Genomic DNA, 15,788 nt, shown 5'->3' on the forward strand with positions numbered 1-15,788 from the left:
CGGGGCGCCGGGGAAAGGTCTGGAGGGGGTCCTACGCCAGGGATGGCGTCGGTAGCGCCCAGGGAGGGGTTCACAGCGCCCCCGATCTGGTCCGGCACCCCGGGGCCTTTACTCGGATCAGCCCCGCATCTGCCAGCCCAAGTGACGTCTAGCGCCTTGTGATGGCCCGCCTCGGCGGGCCATCGTCGTTTGGGGCCCCGGCGCGTATAATGGCCGCCACTTTTCTCCCCTGTGATGGTGCTGCCATGTCGATCCTGCTGGCCCTGGATGCCTCCTCGAGCGCCTGCTCCGCCGCCCTGCTGCGCCGCCGGGCGGGCGCCGAGGATGAGCTGCTCTCCCGCTTCGAGATGACGCCCCGCGCCCATACCCGCCGCCTGCTGCCCATGGTCGACGAGGTGCTGGCCGAAGCCGGCGTGGCGCCCGCGGAGCTGGACGCCGTGGCCTACGGCCGCGGCCCCGGCTCCTTTACCGGCCTGCGCATCGCCGCCGGTGCCGCCCAGGGGCTCGCCTACGGCCTCGACCGCCCGCTGGTCGGGGTCTCCACCCTGGCGGCCCTGGCCCTGGGCGCCCACCGTCGCCACCACTTCCGCTGGCTGGTCACCGCCCTGGACGCCCGCATGGGCGAGATCTACGTGGCGGCCTGGCAGTGCCGCGACGGTCTGCCGGAGCCGCTCCTCGAGGAGGCGGTGATGCCGCCCGAGCGCTTGCGCCTGCCCGCCGGCCATGACGACCACGACTGGGTCGGCGTCGGTTCGGGCTGGGGGCTCTGGGAGCAGATGCCCGCCGAGGTGCAGGCGGGGATGAGCCAGCGTCTGCCGGAGGTGGAGGCCGAGGCGGCCGACATGGCCCTGCTGGCCATGGGCGAGCTGGAGGCGGGGGGCGGTGAGCCGGCCCACCTCGTCCAGCCGGTCTACTTGCGCAACGAGGTGGCCTGGAAGAAGGCGCGATGAGCGAGCCGGTGGCGGTGCGCGGGGAGCGCCTGGTACCTCTGGCGGCGCGCCTGGGGCTGCCCTTCGAGGTCGAGGCCGAGCTCCATCTCGAACAGCGCGACGGCCGCCTGGTGCTGGCCGGCGACGCAAAGCGCTATGGCCACCCCCTGGCAGTGGAGTTCGCCTCCGGGAAGGCGGCCCACCGGCGCCGCTTCGGCGGCGGCCGGGGGCAGCTCATCGCCCGGGCCTGCGGCCTCGCCCAGGGAGTGACGCCTTCGGTGGTGGACGCCACGGCGGGGCTCGGGCGCGACGCCTTCGTGCTGGCGAGTCTGGGGGCGCCGGTGCTGCTGGTGGAGCGAGTCGCGGCGATCTTCGCGCTCCTCGAGGATGGCCTGGCCCGGGCCCGGGCTGATGCCGAGACCGCCGAGGTGGCCGCGCGCATGGCCCTGGCACACGGCGATGCGGCCTGCGAGCTGGCGGCCCTGGTGGCGGCCGCCGGCTTCCCGCCCCAGGTGATTCATCTGGATCCGATGTTTCCCCATCGCGACAAGTCGGCGCTGGTCAAGAAGGAGATGCGGCTCTTCCGCACTCTGGCCGGCGATGACGCCGACGCCCCGCGCCTGCTGGAGGCGGCCCTGGACCTGGCCACCCATCGGGTGGTGGTCAAGCGCCCCCGCAAGGCGCCGCCCATCGCGGGGCCGGCCCCGCGTCACGTGATCGAGGGCAAGACCAGCCGCTACGACCTCTATGTGCACCGCTCCCTGAAGCAGAGCTGATCAGGCCTGACGGGTGACCAGCTGCAGGCGGTGGCGCAGCGCCGGGTCGAACAGCCGGCGGGAGTGGTGGGCCGCCTCGCAGAGGCGGTCGTCGAACATCAGCTGCGCTTCCTCCCGCCATAGCCAGCCCTCCTCTTCGAGGCTCTCCACCAGGCTCACGAAGAGCCGGGTATCGAAGAACTCCGGCGCGTCCCGCCCCGAGAGCAGCGCCAGCCGCTCGGCCAGCTGGTGCCCCTGGTCGGCCAGGGCCTCGGCGGTGAGGCGGCCGGGCCCGGCATTCAGCAGCACGGCGAGCAGCAGGTAGCCGCGCTCAAGCGACGGCTGCATCAGCTGACCCAGCAGGTCCAGGCACTCGCCGGCCTCCAGTGGCTCCCGGGGGCGCTGCCAGCCGCTCTCGCCGCGGGCCAGCAGTCCCAGCTCGCCGAGCACCGCCAGCATCGCCGAGAGCGCCTCGCGCAGGGAGGCGGGCGGCTCCACCACCAGCTCCCGGGCGAGAATCGGCCAGCCCGGGGCGAGCAGCGCCTCCAGCTCATCCAGGCCGTGGGCCGGCTGGTGGCGGAAGGCGAAGGCGACGAGCCCGGTGAGCGCAAAGAGGTGCAGGACATTGTTGCGGTACCAGCCGAGCAGGGCGGCCTGGCCGGCGTCGGCCAGGATGATATCGCCCAGGGGCTGCTCGCGCCGCTGTACCATGCCCAGCGCCAGGGCCTGCTCGATCCAGTCGGCGGCTGTGCCCGCCGGCAGGCTGGCGTGGGCGGCGCCGGGCAGCCGGCGCTGGAGCTCGGCGAGCAGGTCGAGCTGGCGCTCCAGCAGCCGCAGCTCGATGGCGTGGTGGGGGGTGGCCAGCAGGGCCAGGGCCACCAGGTTCACCGGATTGAGCGCCGCCGCGGCGTTGATGCGCCGGCAGAGGGTCTCGCCCAGCCGGGGCACCAGGCCGGTCAGCCAGGCAGGGCGCGTCTCGCGCTCCTGGCGCCACTTCGGCCCCAGCTCGCCATCCAGGAAGTCGCCCAGCAGCAGCGGCTCGCCGACGCTGACCGAGACCCGGCCGAAGGGCTGGCGCAGCTGGCCCAGCACCCGCAGCAGGGCCAGGGGGCTCTCCTTGCGCTTTTTGCCGCCGCGCAGCTCGCGCTGGTAGCTGGCATTCTCGATGATCCGCTCATAGCCGATATGCACCGGAATGAAGGCCAGCGGCTGATGGTGGCCCCCGGCCATGCTGCGCAGGTAGGAGCGCAGGGTCATGGCCAGCATGCCGGGGCGGGCCGGCAGCATGCGCCCGCTGCGCGAACGGCCCCCCTCGATAAAGTACTCCAGGGGGTGGCCGCGGGCGATCAGGCGGTGGAGGTACTCGTTGAACACCGCGGCGTAGAGGCGGTTGTCGCGAAAGCTGCGCCGCAGGAAGAAGGCGCCGCCGCGGCGCAGCAGCGGGCCGATCAGCGGCATATCGAGGTTGCGCCCGGCGGCGATATGGGGCGGCATCAGGCCGTCGTGGTAGAGCACGTAGGAGAGCAGCAGGTAGTCGATATGGCTGCGGTGACAGGGCACATAGACCAGGGTATGGTCGCCGGCCAGCGCCTTGACCCGCTCCAGGCCGCGCACGTCGACCCCGTCGTAGAGGCGGTTCCAGAGCCGGCGCAGCAGGCCATCCATGAAGCGCAGCACCGGATAGGTCATGTTGGAGGCGATCTCGCGGCCGTAGCGCAGGGCGCGTCGCTGCAGGCGCGGTGCCGAAGGACGCCCCTCGGCGGCTAGCGCCTCGACCACTTCGCGCACCTCGGGGCTCCTGGCCACGCCCTCGATCAGGGTGCGACGGTGGGAGAGGTCGGGCCCCAGCACCCGGGTGCGTACCCGTCGGAAGTGGACCCGCAGCAGCCGCGCCGCCTTGCGGTTGACCAGGGCGGCCTCGGGCGCCGGCTCGTCGAGCAGCTCGCCGAGGCGCAGCGGGGTCCCGAAGTGCACCTCCACGCTGCCGCGGTTGACCAGCACCGAGAGGGCGCGGCGCAGCCGTCCGGTCAGCTGCCAGCTGTCGGCGGCCACCAGGTGCCAGAAGCCGAAGCGCTTCCCCGGGGCGCGCCCCCAGAAGACGCTCACCGGCACCAGCTGCACCTCCTGGCTCGGGTTGGCCAGGCGCTGCTCGATCAGCGCCTGGAAGGGGGCCGTGGGGCGGGCGCGCCGCCGCCAGGGCCCGCGACGCGGCGAGGGGAGGGCGAGGCAGGCGTCCAGGCTCAGTTCGCCCACCCGGCGATGCCCGCCCGCCCGGGGGAGGCCGTGGCGGCGCGCCAGCGCGTCCAGAAGCCAGGCGTCGCTCATGGCCTGGCCCGGCAGCACGTAGAGCACTGGGAGGCTCGGCTCCAGCCCCAGGGCGTCCGGGGCGGGCTCGATCAGGCGCGGCGCGGTCCAGCGGCCGAGCAGCCGGCTCATCAGCGCGCGCAGGGGGGAGGTCATTACATGCCGCCAGGCCATCCGTTTGCCCCGATGCAGGAAAGGAGAGGGAAAGGCCAGTATAGTCTCCGGGAAAGCCTCGGGTCAGGCCCGCGGACCGGGACAGGGAGTCGGCCATGCACGGCATCTGGAGAGACGGTAACCACTTCGAGCTGCTGCCCGAGGCGAGTCGCTTCCTGCCGGCCATGTTCCAGGCCCTGGACGCCGCCGAGTCCTCGGTCCTGATCGAGCTCTACCTGATGGAGTCGGGGCGGCTGGCCTCGGCGCTGATCACGGCGCTGGAGCGGGCCGCTTCCCGCGGTGTGACGGTGCTGCTGCTCCTCGACGGCTACGGCGCCATGGGCCTCTCCGGCGAGGACCGCGCGCGCCTGGAGGCGGGGGGCGTGGCGCTGCGCTTCTTCAACCCGCTGGGCTTCCACTCCCTGGCGCGAAACCTGACCCGGGACCATCGCAAGCTGGTGGTGGTGGACGGTCGCGTCGCCTTCACCGGCGGCTTCGGGGCGGTGGACGAGTTCCTCGACGCCTGGTACGAAGTGGCGATGCGCATCGAGGGGCCGGTGGTGGCCGACTGGGTGCGGCTCTTCTGCCGGCTCTGGGACTCCCCCCTAACCCGCGGCAGCGGCGCGCCCGGGCTGGTGCGCGGCCTGGAGACCGCGACCCGTGAGGCGGAGGGCTACCGGGGGATGAGCGGACGCGTGGTGTGGGGACAGGGCTATCGCTACCAGGCGATCCGCCTCTCCCTGTACGGCCGCGTCTCAGGCGCCCGGCAGCGCATCTGGGTCTGCACCCCCTATTTCGTGCCTACCTTCGGCCTGCGCCTGCGCCTGGCCCGAGCCGCCCGGCGCGGGCTGGATGTGCGCCTGCTGCTGCCCGGCGAGGCTCACGACCATCCCGGGGTGCGCTATGCGGGCCAGCGCTTCTACGGGCGACTGCTCAAGGCCGGCGTGCGTATCTTCGAGTTCCAGCCCACCTTCATCCACGCCAAGTTCTCCCTGGTGGACGACTGGGTGAGCCTGGGCTCCTGCAACTTCGATCACTGGAGCCTGCACTGGAACCTGGAGGCCAACCAGGAGGTGGAGAACCGGCGCTTCGCCGGCGAGGTGGCCGAGCTGTTCGAGCGCCACTTCGCCGCCAGCCAGGAGATCGAGCCGGCGGCCTGGGCGCGGCGGCCGCGCTGGCAGCGCCTCAAGGAGTGGTTGTTCGGCAGCCTGGACGGCATGCTGACGCGCCTGCGTTGACCCGGCTTCGCCGGGAGCTGTAAGCCATAAGCCTTAAGCTGTAAGAAAAACCTTGTTGCGAGGTCTGGCGGCAACATCTGCCTCGCGCCTCACGCCTCACGCCTCACGGCGTCCGGCCGGCTTCTTGCGCCGCGGGCTGGGCTTGGGGGTCTCCGGTGGCACCCGATAGTGCAGATAGAGATCCAGCACCAGTTCGGGCAGCTGGCGCACCAGGCCTTCCAGGCGTGTGCCGTCGCCGATGAACTCGGCCATGTCGGGCTCGTCGTCGAAGAGCCCCGAGAGCGCCATGAAGGGCAGCAGCAGGGTCGCCGAGGCCTCCTCGTCCTCCTCGAACCAGGCGGGCTCGTCGAGGAAGACGCCCTCCATGAAGCCGGCGCACCAGTCGCCGATGGGGGTCTCCTCCGCGGGCAGGCCGTCCAGGGTGAGCTCGAAGGGCAGCTCCGGCAGCAGGCCCTGCTCCAGGGCGGCGATGGCGTTGCACCGCAGCCGCTCGAGCAGCCCGAGAATCTCCTCTCGTTCGGCGGCATCGCCAAACGCCGGCTCGCCCTGGAAGAGCTCGGCGATCCAGGCCGACGGCTCCGCCTCGCTGGGGGCGACGGCCAGGGCCACCAGGAAGCCGTGGCTGCCGATCAGGTCCAGGGCATCCTCGCCGACGCGCTCGGAGGCCAGGAAGTCATCGAGCCGCTCGAGCTGCTCATCGTCGAGGAGGGGTTCGGGCTGGGGGGTATCGGACATGGTCACTCTCGCAGTTTCGGCGCTTGTCGCCTGCCGGGTGAGGGGGCATTCTAGCACCCCATGACTCGCCCCGCGCTGCCCCATCCCGACCCCGAACGCCTCGCCGCCCTGGACGACGAGGCCCTGCGCGCCGCCCTGCACGAGCGAGTGGCGGCGGCCTGGCGGCTCTGCCGCGAGGTGCACCCGGGCCTGCCGCATCCGGCGGTGTGGTGCGACCTGCGCGGCAAGTGCGCCGGTCAGGCGCACTTCGGCCGCGGCGGCCTGCGCTTCAATCCGGTGCTCTACGCCGAGAACCGCCTCGATTTCCTGGTCGAGTTGGTGCCCCACGAGATGGCCCACTGGCTGGTCCACCACCTCGTGGATGGCCACCTGGCGCGCCCCCACGGCCATGAGTGGCAGACGGTGATGCGGGACCTCTTCGGCCTGGCGCCGCGCACCACTCATCGCTTCGATACCGCCCGGGCCAGCCCGGCCCCCTATCGCTACGCCTGCGACTGTCGTGAGCACGCCTTCAGCGCCCGGCGCCACTCCCTGGTGCGGCAGGGGCAGCGCTACCGTTGCCGTCATTGTGCTCAGACCTTGGTCTATCTTGGCGTGGCTGCGTTTGAAAGTGTCACTTAACCTATTGTCTTTAATAGGAAAATTGTTCATACCAATGTCTAAGGGGAAGTGGGGGCGGGCGGCGGTATGCTGAGTCCACCTTGAATGGCACCGGCTGCCCCACTGAACAATACCAAGGGGTGGCCGGTTGGCTTCACTCACCTGACGGGGCCATCCCAATTACAGAGGCACTTTCATGAGCGATCAGCAGAACGTCTATCCGGTGCGCGACGACATCGCCGCCAAGGCCTGGGCGGACAAGGAAAAGTACCAGGCGATGTATCAGCAGTCCGTGGACGATCCCGACGCTTTCTGGGCCGAGCAGGCCAAGCGCGTCGACTGGTTCAAGGCGCCGACCAAGATCAAGAACACCAGCTTCGATCCGCACAACGTGGATATCCGCTGGTTCGAGGACGGCACCCTCAACGCCAGCGTCAACTGCCTCGATCGCCACCTCGAGACGCGCGGTGACCAGACCGCCATCATCTGGGAAGGTGACAACCCCGACGAGTCGGCCAACATCACCTACCGTGAGCTGCACGCGCGCACCTGCCAGCTGGCCAATGCGCTCAAGGAGCTGGGCATCGGCAAGGGCGACGTGGTCACCCTCTACATGCCGATGATCCCCGAGGCCGCCGTGGCCATGCTGGCCTGTGCCCGCATCGGTGCGGTGCACTCGGTGGTCTTCGGCGGCTTCTCCCCGGACGCCCTGGCTCAGCGCGTGATCGGCGCCAGCTCCAAGCTGGTGATCACCGCCGACGAGTCCGTGCGCGGCGGCAAGCACGTGCCGCTCAAGGATAACGTCGATGCCGCCCTGACCCGCCAGGGCACCGAGGTGTGCCAGAACGTGCTGGTGGTCAAGCGCACCGGCGGCGACGTCGAATGGAAGGAAGGGCGCGACCTCTGGTACGGCGACCTGGTCGACAAGCAGTCCACCGACTGTGCGGCCGAGGAGATGGGCGCCGAGGATCCGCTCTTTATCCTCTACACCTCCGGCTCCACCGGTGCGCCCAAGGGGCTCAAGCACACCACCGGCGGCTACCTGGTCTACGCCAGCCTGACCCACCAGTACGTCTTCGACTACCAGGACGGCGAGGTCTACTGGTGTACCGCCGACGTGGGCTGGGTCACCGGCCACAGCTATATCGTCTACGGCCCGCTGGCCAACGGCGGCACCACCCTGATGTTCGAGGGCGTGCCCAGCTACCCCACCCATGGCCGCATGGGCGAGATCGTCGACAAGCACCAGGTCAACATCCTCTACACCGCCCCCACCGCCATCCGCGCCCTGATGGCCCATGGCGAGAACGTCATGGATTCCAGCCAGCGCGACAGCCTGCGCATCCTCGGTTCGGTGGGCGAGCCCATCAACCCCGAGGCCTGGGAGTGGTTCTACCGGGTGATCGGCAACTCCAAGTGCCCCATCGTGGATACCTGGTGGCAGACCGAGACCGGCGGGATCATGATCGTGCCGCTGCCCGGCGCCACCCCGCTCAAGCCGGGTTCCGCCACCCTGCCGTTCTTCGGCGTGCAGCCGGCGCTCTACGACAGCGAGGGCAATGCTCTCGAGGGTGCCGTTGACGGCAACCTGGTGATCACCGACTCCTGGCCGGGTCAGGCGCGCTCCATCTGGGGCGACCACGAGCGCTTCATCCAGACCTACTTCTCCACCTACCAGGGCGTCTACTTCACCGGCGACGGCTGCCGTCGCGACGAGGATGGCTACTACTGGATCACCGGCCGCGTCGACGACGTGATCAACGTCTCCGGCCACCGCATGGGTACCGCCGAGATCGAGTCGGCGCTGGTGGCCCACGAGGCCGTGGCCGAGGCCGCCGTGGTGGGCTTCCCCCACGATATCAAGGGCCAGGGCATCTATATCTACGTCACCCTGACCGGCGACGTGGAGCCCAGCGACGAGCTGCGCAAGGAGCTGACCCAGTGGGTGCGCAAGGAGATCGGTCCGATCGCCTCGCCCGACGTCATCCAGTGGGCCCCGGGCCTGCCCAAGACCCGCTCCGGCAAGATCATGCGCCGCATCCTGCGCAAGATCGCCGCCAACGAGTGCGACGGCCTGGGTGACACCAGCACCCTGGCCGACCCGAGCGTGGTGGACGACCTGATCGAGAACCGCGCCGTGCGCTGAGAAGCGGCGAGTCTCTCGCCCATGGAACCGGCCCTTCGGGGCCGGTTTTTTCGGTGCGCCAGGCATGGCGCGCAGCGCCTGACTGGCGCTGTTTCCGAGGTTGGTGCCTTGGAATGACTTGGGGGTGAAAGTCCCCTGCACGCCCGGCAAGGGGAAGTGCTAGCCGACGGCAAGGGTGTCTCCCGCGAGGGGGAATCTGAAGGAAGCCCGAGGCAAAACGCTGGCCTGACGAACAGGAAGCGGATACGAGGCGTTATGGCGGGGTGAGATGGCCGAAATCATCAAAGCCCGGTACTTGCACGGAACGCCATGGCGTAGATCCGACAGGCATAAGCAGGAAAGTCGCGCGTCTTACCCTGGGAGGTCTGGTGGTCTGCCACGTGCTACCGGCGTCGAGAGGCGGCGGGATGGGCCACCAGACGTCAGCAGAGGCCATAGTAAGTGTCGACTCACCCCGACACCAAGGGCCGAACATGAAGAACCGCGAGTAGGCGATGATGTCTCGAGGATCGATCATGAAGGCAGAAAGTGGCGCTGATACCGCCACCCACCCAGAGGGGCAGGGGCAGTACCCCGGGTCCCGGCCGGTGGGCGTCGAGACGGTCCCGGCGTCGTCATCGTGGACGAAAGCGGAGCCCGCCCCGCTCATGGAAGCCGTGGTAGAGAAGGCCAACATGGCGCGGGCTTACCGAAGGGTGGTCGCCAACAAGGGGGCGCCGGGTGCCGATGGCATGACGGTCCACCAGTTGGCCGACCACCTGAAGGAATGCTGGCCAACGCTGTGCGAACGGCTACTGGCCGGTGAGTACCACCCCAGCCCGATCCGAGCCGTCGAGATCCCCAAGCCCAAGGGCGGAACGCGACAGCTCGGCATCCCCACGGTTACCGACCGGCTGATTCAGCAGGCTCTGCTTCAGGTGCTGACGCCGATCTTCGATCCGGAATTCTCCGCATCGAGTTACGGCTATCGCCCTGGGCGCAGTGCCCAGCAGGCCGTCTCGGCGATGAAGTCCCATGTCACTGCCGGCCACCGCTGGGTGGTCGACCTCGACCTGGAAGCCTTCTTCGACCGGGTGAACCACGACCTGCTGATGGCGCGGGTCGCGCGCCGCATCCGCGACAAGCGAGCATTGCGCCTGATCCGACGCTATCTGGAAGCCGGGATGTTCCAGGACGGCCTGGCCGCGCCACGCCGGCAGGGCACGCCCCAGGGCGGGCCACTCAGCCCGCTGCTGGCCAATATCCTGCTGGATGACGTGGATAAGGAGCTGGAACGCCGCGGTCACCGCTTCTGCCGCTACGCCGATGACATGCAGGTGTATGTCAGGAGTCGGCGAGCGGGCGAGCGCGTCATGGCCAGTCTGAGTGATTTTCTCGAGAGCTCGCTCAGGCTGACGGTCAATGGCGACAAGAGTGCGGTGGACCGACCCTGGAACCGGGGGTACCTGGGTTACACGCTGACCCGGCACAAGTTGCCGAAGCTGACGCTGGCCAAGGCCAGCCTGCAGCGCCTGATGCAGCGTGTCCGCGAGATCCTCAAGCGCGGCAGGGGGCGCAACATACGGCGAGTCATTGAGGAGCTGGCCCCCGTCCTGCGGGGCTGGGCCAATTACTTCCGCCTTGTCGATGTAAGGCACCCCCTGGAAGTGCTGGATCAATGGATACGCCGTCGACTGCGCTGCGTGATCTGGCGGCAGTGGAAGCGCCCATGGACCCGGCGGCGCAAGCTACTGGCGCTGGGCCTGGGCGACAAGCGTGCCTGGAAATCAGCGGGGAATGGGCGAGGTCCCTGGTGGAATGCCGGCGCCTCGCACATGAATCAAGCCCTGCCGCGGAAGTGGTTCGACCGGCTGGGCTTGATCTCGGTACTTGGTACGGTCAAGAGGGCTTAATCGTTCTTCGTGAACCGCCGTATACGGAACCGTACGTACGGTGGTGTGGGAGGGCGCCGGGGGCAACCCCGGCCCCTACCCGATTGCGCATGGGGACTATTGTCGACAATAGGTCCGGAGCGCTTGGGAATCGGCTCTGGCATGGGGTAACATGCCCTTCATTCACAAAAGAGTTCGAGTGGCGGTCCTCGCCCGCTGCCTGAGGAACCGGAGGAGAATCCATGGCCTTTGCCCAGAAATTCATCGTCGCCGATGACCATCCGCTGTTCCGTGCAGCCCTGACCCAGGCGCTGCGTCAGCTGGCGCCCCAGGCCGAGATCGTCGAGGCCGACACCATGGAGGCCACCGCCGAGGTGGTGACCCGCCATCCCGATGCCGACCTGATCCTGCTCGACCTGCATATGCCGGGGGCCCACGGCTTCTCCGGCCTGATCCAGCTGCGCGGCCAGACGCCGGATATCCCGGTGGCGGTGGTGTCGGGCAGCGACGAGCCCTATGTGGTGCGCCGCGCCATCGACTACGGTGCCTCCGGTTTCATTCCCAAGTCCTCCTCGCTGCAGCTGATCGCCGAGGCGGTGGGGGAGATCCTCGACGGCGAGGTGTGGCTGCCCGCCGAGCTGGCCAATGCCATGGGCGAGACCAACGAGGAGGAGACCAAGTTCGCCGAGGCGATCGCCTCCCTGACCCCCCAGCAGTTCCGGGTGCTCAACATGCTTACCGAGGGCCTGCTCAACAAGCAGATCGCCTACGAGCTCAACGTCAGTGAAGCCACCATCAAGGCTCACGTCACCGCCATTCTGCGCAAGCTGGGCGTGCACTCCCGCACCCAGGCGGTGATCGCCGCCCAGAAGCTCGAGGTGGAGCCGCCGAAGGTGGAGTCTTAGGTTCGAGGTTCGAGGTTCGAGGTTCGAGGTTCGAGGTTCGAGGTTCGAGGTTCGAGGTAATGCAAGAACCCACCGTATGGTGGGTTCTTGCATTAGGTGGCGATGTTATTGCTTGACGCTTCTTCCTCGCCCCTCGCCCCTCGCCCCTCTCTCTACTGCGCCGCCCGGCTGGCCTGGAGGGTGCGGGTGAGCAGGGCGCGCAGGGCGGCTGGGCGCACCGGCTTGAGCAGCAGCTGGTAGCCCGAGCGCCTGACCTCCTCGGCCACCTCCTCGGTGCGGTCGGCGGTGATCACGATGCCGGGGACCGCGCCCTCCAGGCGCTCCGAGAGCGCCTCCAGGGCCATCAGGCCGGTGACCTCGTTGTCCAGGTGGTAGTCGGCCAGTATCGCATCCGGGTCGCTGTCCAGGTGGCGCAGCACCGACTTGGCGCCGCCGATGGTGGTGGCGGTGAAGACCTCGCAGCCCCAGCCCGAGAGCATCGCCTTCATGCCCTCGAGGATCAGCGTCTCGTTATCGATGCAGAGGATCCGGGCGCCGGCCAGCTTGTTGCCGGCGCGCTTCGCCGTGACCGCCTCCTCGGCCTGCTGGGCCGGGCTCTGGGCGGCCACCATCGGCACGCTGACCGCGAACATGGTGCCGAAGCCCTCCTTCGAGCGCACCGCGATGGGGTGGTCGAGCACCCGGCTCATGCGGTCGGCGATGGAGAGGCCGAGACCCAGCCCCTTCTCGCTCTCCTTGTGGCGGGAGGCCTGGTCGAGGCGGCGGAACTCCTGGAAGATCTCCGCCTGCTTGGATTCCGGTATCCCCGGGCCCGAGTCCCACACCTGGATGGAGAGGCGTCCCCCCTGGCGGCGACAGCCCAGCAGGACGCGCCCCTCCTGGGTGTAGCGGACGGCGTTGGAGAGGAAGTTCTGGACGATCCGGCGCAGCATCTGGGGGTCGCTGTCGACCCAGGCGGCGGTCGGCACCACCACCAGGTCGAGGCCGCGATCCTCCGCCATCACCTCGAACTCGGCGCGCAGCGGGCGGATGATGTCGGCCAGGGCGAAGTGGTTGCGCCGCGGGGTGAGGGCACCGGCGTCCAGCTTGGAGATGTCGAGCAGGGTGCTGAGCAGCTCCTCGGCGGCCTGCAGCGAGTTGTCGATATGGCCGATGGTGCGCTTCATGTCGGCGGCTTCCATCTCCTGGGAGAGGGCCGAGGTAAAGAGCCGGGCGGCATTGAGCGGCTGCAGCAGGTCGTGGCTGGCCGCGGCCAGGAAGCGGGTCTTGGAGGCGTTGGCATCCTCGGCCAGCTGCTTGGCCTGGCGCAGGGCCTGCTCCGCCTCGGCGCGGACCCGGTTCTCCTGGCGCAGGGCCGCGTTGGCCTCGGAGAGCGCCTGGGTGCGCTCGCGGACCCGCTCCTCCAGGGTCTCGTTGGTCTCCTTGAGGGCGATCTCCGCCAGGCGCCGCTCGGTGATGTCCTGGTAGAGGGAGAAGAAGCCCAGTATCGCCCCGCTGTCGCCGAAGTGGGGGTGTAGGTGACCAGCATGTAGCGGCGTCCCTCGGGCAGCCGGATCGAGACCTCGAAGCTGACCCGCTCGCCGGCCAGGGCCCGCTCGATCCAGGGGGCCCGCTCCCGAGCCATCTCGTCGCTGACCACGTCCTGCACCCGCTTGCCGATCACCGCGTTGCGGTCGATGCCGAAGGCCTGCTCGTAGGCGCGGTTGGTGAAGAGGTAGCGGCACTCCTTGTCGAAGTAGGCGATCAGCGCCGGCACGTTGTCCGTGTAGATACGGATGTTGTTCTCCGAGCGGATCAGCGCCTCCTCGATGCGCTTCTGCTGGGTGATGTCCTGGTAGGTGTAGACGAAGCCGCCGCCGGGCATGGGGTTACCCTGCACCTCGAGCACGCTGCCGTCCTGGCGATAGCGCACATAGCGGTGGGGCTGGCCGTCGCGGATATTGTCGAGCAGCAGCTGGACATGCTCCTCGGGGTCGCCGGGTCCGTACTCGCCGCCGTGGGCGTTGTAGCGGAAGATCTTGTCGATGGGGGCGCCGACCCGGATCAGGTGGTCGGGGAAGCGGAACAGCTCCAGATAGCGCTGGTTCCACACCACCAGGCGCAGGTTCTGGTCCACCACGCTGATGCCCTGGTTGATGTTCTCGATGGTGGCCTGGAGCAGGGCGCGGTTGAACTCCAGCACCTGGGAGGCCTCGTCGACGATGGAGATCACGTCGGAGATGCCGATGCCGCGCCCCTGCAGGGCCGAGTTGACCACGATGCGCGCCGAGGAGGCGCCGAGCACCGAGGCCAGGAAGCGCTCGGTGAACTGGATCACGTCGATGGAGGCGCGGGTGCCGTCCTCCAGGGGCTTGCCGCCGCGCCGCGCATAGTCGTCGAAGGCGCGGCTCACCTGGTTGGCGCCGAGGAAGCGTTCGCAGAGCACCTTGAGGTCGCCCACGGTGGTGGCACCGGTCCAGGGGCGGTTCACCGAGGTCTGGCGGGTCTCCACGCTGTCCACGAACAGCGAGGCCTGGATGCGTTCCACCACCCGCTGGGAGGTGATCTGGGAGACGAAGATGTAGCAGAAGAGGTTCAGGCCCAGGGAGAGCATCACGCCGTGGGTGAAGCTGTCGCCCACGTTGAGCCCGAACAGCGAGGTGGGGGCGAGCCAGGCGACGCCCAGGGGGCCACCGTCGAGCCAGTGAGCGGGCAGGACGCCGGCGCCGATCATCGCCGGCATCAGCAGGCTGTAGGCCCAGATCAAAAAGCCTGCGTTCATGCCGACGATGACGCCCAGGCGGTTGCCGCGCTTCCAGTAGAGGCCGCCGATCAGCGCCGGGGCGAACTGGGCGGCGGCGGCAAAGGAGAGCATGCCGATGGAGGCCAGGGAGGAGAATTCGCCGATCAGGTGATAGAAGCCATAGGCCATGGCCAGCACCGCGGCGATGGTCATGCGGCGAGCGCGCAGCACCAGGCGGCCGTAGTCGCGGGCCTTGGTATCGAACCAGCGCAGCCGGAACAGCGCCGGGATGACGATCTCGTTGGAGATCATGATCGAGACCGCCACGGCGGCCACGATCACCATGCCGGTGGCCGCGGAGAAGCCGCCGATAAAGGTGAGCAGGGTAAGCCAGGTGCTCTCGGCGGCCATGGGCAGCGCCAGCACATAGGTGTCGGGTTCGACGTCGCTGCCCGCGAAGAGGGTCAGGCCGGCGGCGGCCAGCGGCAGGATGAAGAAGGCGAAGGCCAGCAGGTAGAGCGGGAAGAGCCAGCGCGCCTTGGCGGCATCATCACGGTGGGTGTTCTCCACCACCGCCACGTGGAACTGCCGCGGCAGGCAGAGTACCGCCAGCATCGCCAGCAGGGTCTGGGCCCAGAAGCTCTGGCCGAAGTTCTGCTGGGCCAGCTGGCGCTGCAGCTCCAGCTGCACCTCGGCGTGGGCCATCAGCTCGCCCAGCCCGTCGAACATCCACCAGGTGACGTAGACGCCGAGGACCAGGAAGGCGAGCAGCTTGACCAGGGATTCGAAGGCCACCGCGTGGATCAGCCCCTCGTGATGCTCGGTGGCGTCGGTGTGGCGAGTGCCGAAGAGGATGGCGAAGGCGGCCATCACCACCGCCGTAGAGAAGGCGGTGTCGGCGAATAGCGGGGTATGGGTCGGGTCGCCATCCACGGTCAGCACGCTGAAGGAGGTGGAGACCGCCTTGAGCTGCAGGGCGATGTAGGGCAGGGCGCCGATCAGGGCCACCAGGCTGGCGAAGGCGGCCAGAGACTGGGTCTTGCCGTAGCGGGAGGCGATGAAGTCGGCGATGGAGGTGACGTTCTGGTGCTTGGCGACGCGGATCATCTTGGCCAGCACCGGCCAGAAGAGCAGAAAGGTCAGGATCGGTCCGACGTAGATGCTGGCGAAGGACCAGCCCCCGGTGGCGGCCTGGCCGACGGCGCCGTAGAAGCTCCAGGAGGTGCAGTAGATGGCCAGCGCCAGGCTGTAGATGATGGGACGGCGCTGGCTGGCGCCGTGCTCCCTGGCACGGCGGTCGCCTCGCCAGGCGATGCCGAACAGCACGGCAATATAGAGCAGCGATACGGCAACCAGCAGCCAGCCTGAAAACATGGGCTTCCTCCTCGAGTCTGGCGCCCATTCTAGGGCAATGTGACCCGGGAAGGCAG

The 15,788-nt window shown here is 68.9% G+C and carries 9 protein-coding genes and 1 pseudogene; 7 read left to right on the forward strand and 3 right to left on the reverse strand.

What is annotated here, in order from left to right; genetic code table 11:
- The first annotated feature begins 245 nt into the window (after window positions 1-245).
- On the forward strand, window positions 246-950 hold the full coding sequence (gene tsaB / locus NHL60_RS03985; RefSeq protein WP_253449310.1) for a tRNA (adenosine(37)-N6)-threonylcarbamoyltransferase complex dimerization subunit type 1 TsaB: 705 nt from the start codon (window positions 246-248) through the stop codon (window positions 948-950).
- Window positions 947-1,705 (forward strand): class I SAM-dependent methyltransferase, encoded by a 759-nt coding sequence (locus tag NHL60_RS03990; RefSeq protein ID WP_253449313.1) that lies wholly within the window; start codon window positions 947-949, stop codon window positions 1,703-1,705. Before tsaB ends, NHL60_RS03990 begins: the two co-directional genes overlap by 4 nt.
- Here NHL60_RS03990 and plsB read toward each other — a convergent pair whose 3' ends face one another.
- Window positions 1,706-4,144 (reverse strand): glycerol-3-phosphate 1-O-acyltransferase PlsB, encoded by a 2,439-nt coding sequence (gene plsB / locus NHL60_RS03995; RefSeq protein WP_253449316.1) that lies wholly within the window; start codon window positions 4,142-4,144, stop codon window positions 1,706-1,708.
- Between the two features lie 113 nt (window positions 4,145-4,257).
- Between plsB and NHL60_RS04000 the strand changes: the two genes are divergently transcribed.
- Window positions 4,258-5,379 carry a phosphatidylserine/phosphatidylglycerophosphate/cardiolipin synthase family protein gene (locus tag NHL60_RS04000; protein WP_253449319.1) on the forward strand — a complete coding sequence of 374 codons (1,122 nt, stop codon included), beginning with the start codon at window positions 4,258-4,260 and terminating at the stop codon, window positions 5,377-5,379.
- Between the two features lie 96 nt (window positions 5,380-5,475).
- Here NHL60_RS04000 and NHL60_RS04005 read toward each other — a convergent pair whose 3' ends face one another.
- Window positions 5,476-6,114, reverse strand: coding sequence for a YecA family protein (locus tag NHL60_RS04005; RefSeq protein ID WP_253449321.1), 639 nt, complete (start codon window positions 6,112-6,114; stop codon window positions 5,476-5,478).
- Window positions 6,115-6,174: 60 nt separating this feature from the next.
- Here NHL60_RS04005 and NHL60_RS04010 point away from each other — a divergent pair, with 60 nt between their 5' ends.
- The 4 genes from NHL60_RS04010 (at window position 6,175) to NHL60_RS04025 (ending at window position 11,636) form a co-directional block, all read left to right on the forward strand.
- On the forward strand, window positions 6,175-6,735 hold the full coding sequence (locus NHL60_RS04010) for a SprT-like domain-containing protein (RefSeq protein ID WP_253449323.1): 561 nt from the start codon (window positions 6,175-6,177) through the stop codon (window positions 6,733-6,735).
- 175 nt (window positions 6,736-6,910) lie between these two features.
- Window positions 6,911-8,860, forward strand: a complete 1,950-nt coding sequence (gene acs / locus NHL60_RS04015; protein WP_253449325.1) for an acetate--CoA ligase — start codon at window positions 6,911-6,913, stop codon at window positions 8,858-8,860.
- Between the two features lie 515 nt (window positions 8,861-9,375).
- Window positions 9,376-10,752: a group II intron reverse transcriptase/maturase gene (gene ltrA / locus NHL60_RS04020; RefSeq protein ID WP_253444207.1), complete on the forward strand. Its 1,377-nt coding sequence runs from the start codon at window positions 9,376-9,378 to the stop codon at window positions 10,750-10,752.
- 221 nt (window positions 10,753-10,973) lie between these two features.
- The gene (locus NHL60_RS04025; RefSeq protein WP_253449327.1) at window positions 10,974-11,636 is read left to right on the forward strand and encodes a response regulator transcription factor; all 663 of its coding nucleotides are present in this window, start codon (window positions 10,974-10,976) and stop codon (window positions 11,634-11,636) included.
- Between the two features lie 152 nt (window positions 11,637-11,788).
- Here NHL60_RS04025 and NHL60_RS04030 read toward each other — a convergent pair.
- Window positions 11,789-15,732: pseudogene (locus NHL60_RS04030) on the reverse strand (NahK/ErcS family hybrid sensor histidine kinase/response regulator).
- Window positions 15,733-15,788 lie beyond the last annotated feature (56 nt).

Source organism: Halomonas sp. Y3 (genome assembly GCF_024137965.1).
In the GTDB taxonomy this organism is placed as follows: Bacteria; Pseudomonadota; Gammaproteobacteria; order Pseudomonadales; family Halomonadaceae; genus Halomonas; species Halomonas mongoliensis.

Excerpts from the sequence above, each read along its gene's own strand:
- plsB (WP_253449316.1), bottom strand. The coding sequence starts at position 4,144 with ATGACCTCCCCCCTGCGCGCGCTGATGAGCCGGCTGCTCGGCCGCTGG.
- NHL60_RS04000 (WP_253449319.1), top strand. The coding sequence starts at position 4,258 with ATGCACGGCATCTGGAGAGACGGTAACCACTTCGAGCTGCTGCCCGAG.
- acs (WP_253449325.1), top strand. The coding sequence starts at position 6,911 with ATGAGCGATCAGCAGAACGTCTATCCGGTGCGCGACGACATCGCCGCC.
- NHL60_RS04010 (WP_253449323.1), top strand. The coding sequence starts at position 6,175 with ATGACTCGCCCCGCGCTGCCCCATCCCGACCCCGAACGCCTCGCCGCC.
- ltrA (WP_253444207.1), top strand. The coding sequence starts at position 9,376 with ATGAAGGCAGAAAGTGGCGCTGATACCGCCACCCACCCAGAGGGGCAG.
- NHL60_RS04005 (WP_253449321.1), bottom strand. The coding sequence starts at position 6,114 with ATGTCCGATACCCCCCAGCCCGAACCCCTCCTCGACGATGAGCAGCTC.
- tsaB (WP_253449310.1), top strand. The coding sequence starts at position 246 with ATGTCGATCCTGCTGGCCCTGGATGCCTCCTCGAGCGCCTGCTCCGCC.
- NHL60_RS04025 (WP_253449327.1), top strand. The coding sequence starts at position 10,974 with ATGGCCTTTGCCCAGAAATTCATCGTCGCCGATGACCATCCGCTGTTC.
- NHL60_RS03990 (WP_253449313.1), top strand. The coding sequence starts at position 947 with ATGAGCGAGCCGGTGGCGGTGCGCGGGGAGCGCCTGGTACCTCTGGCG.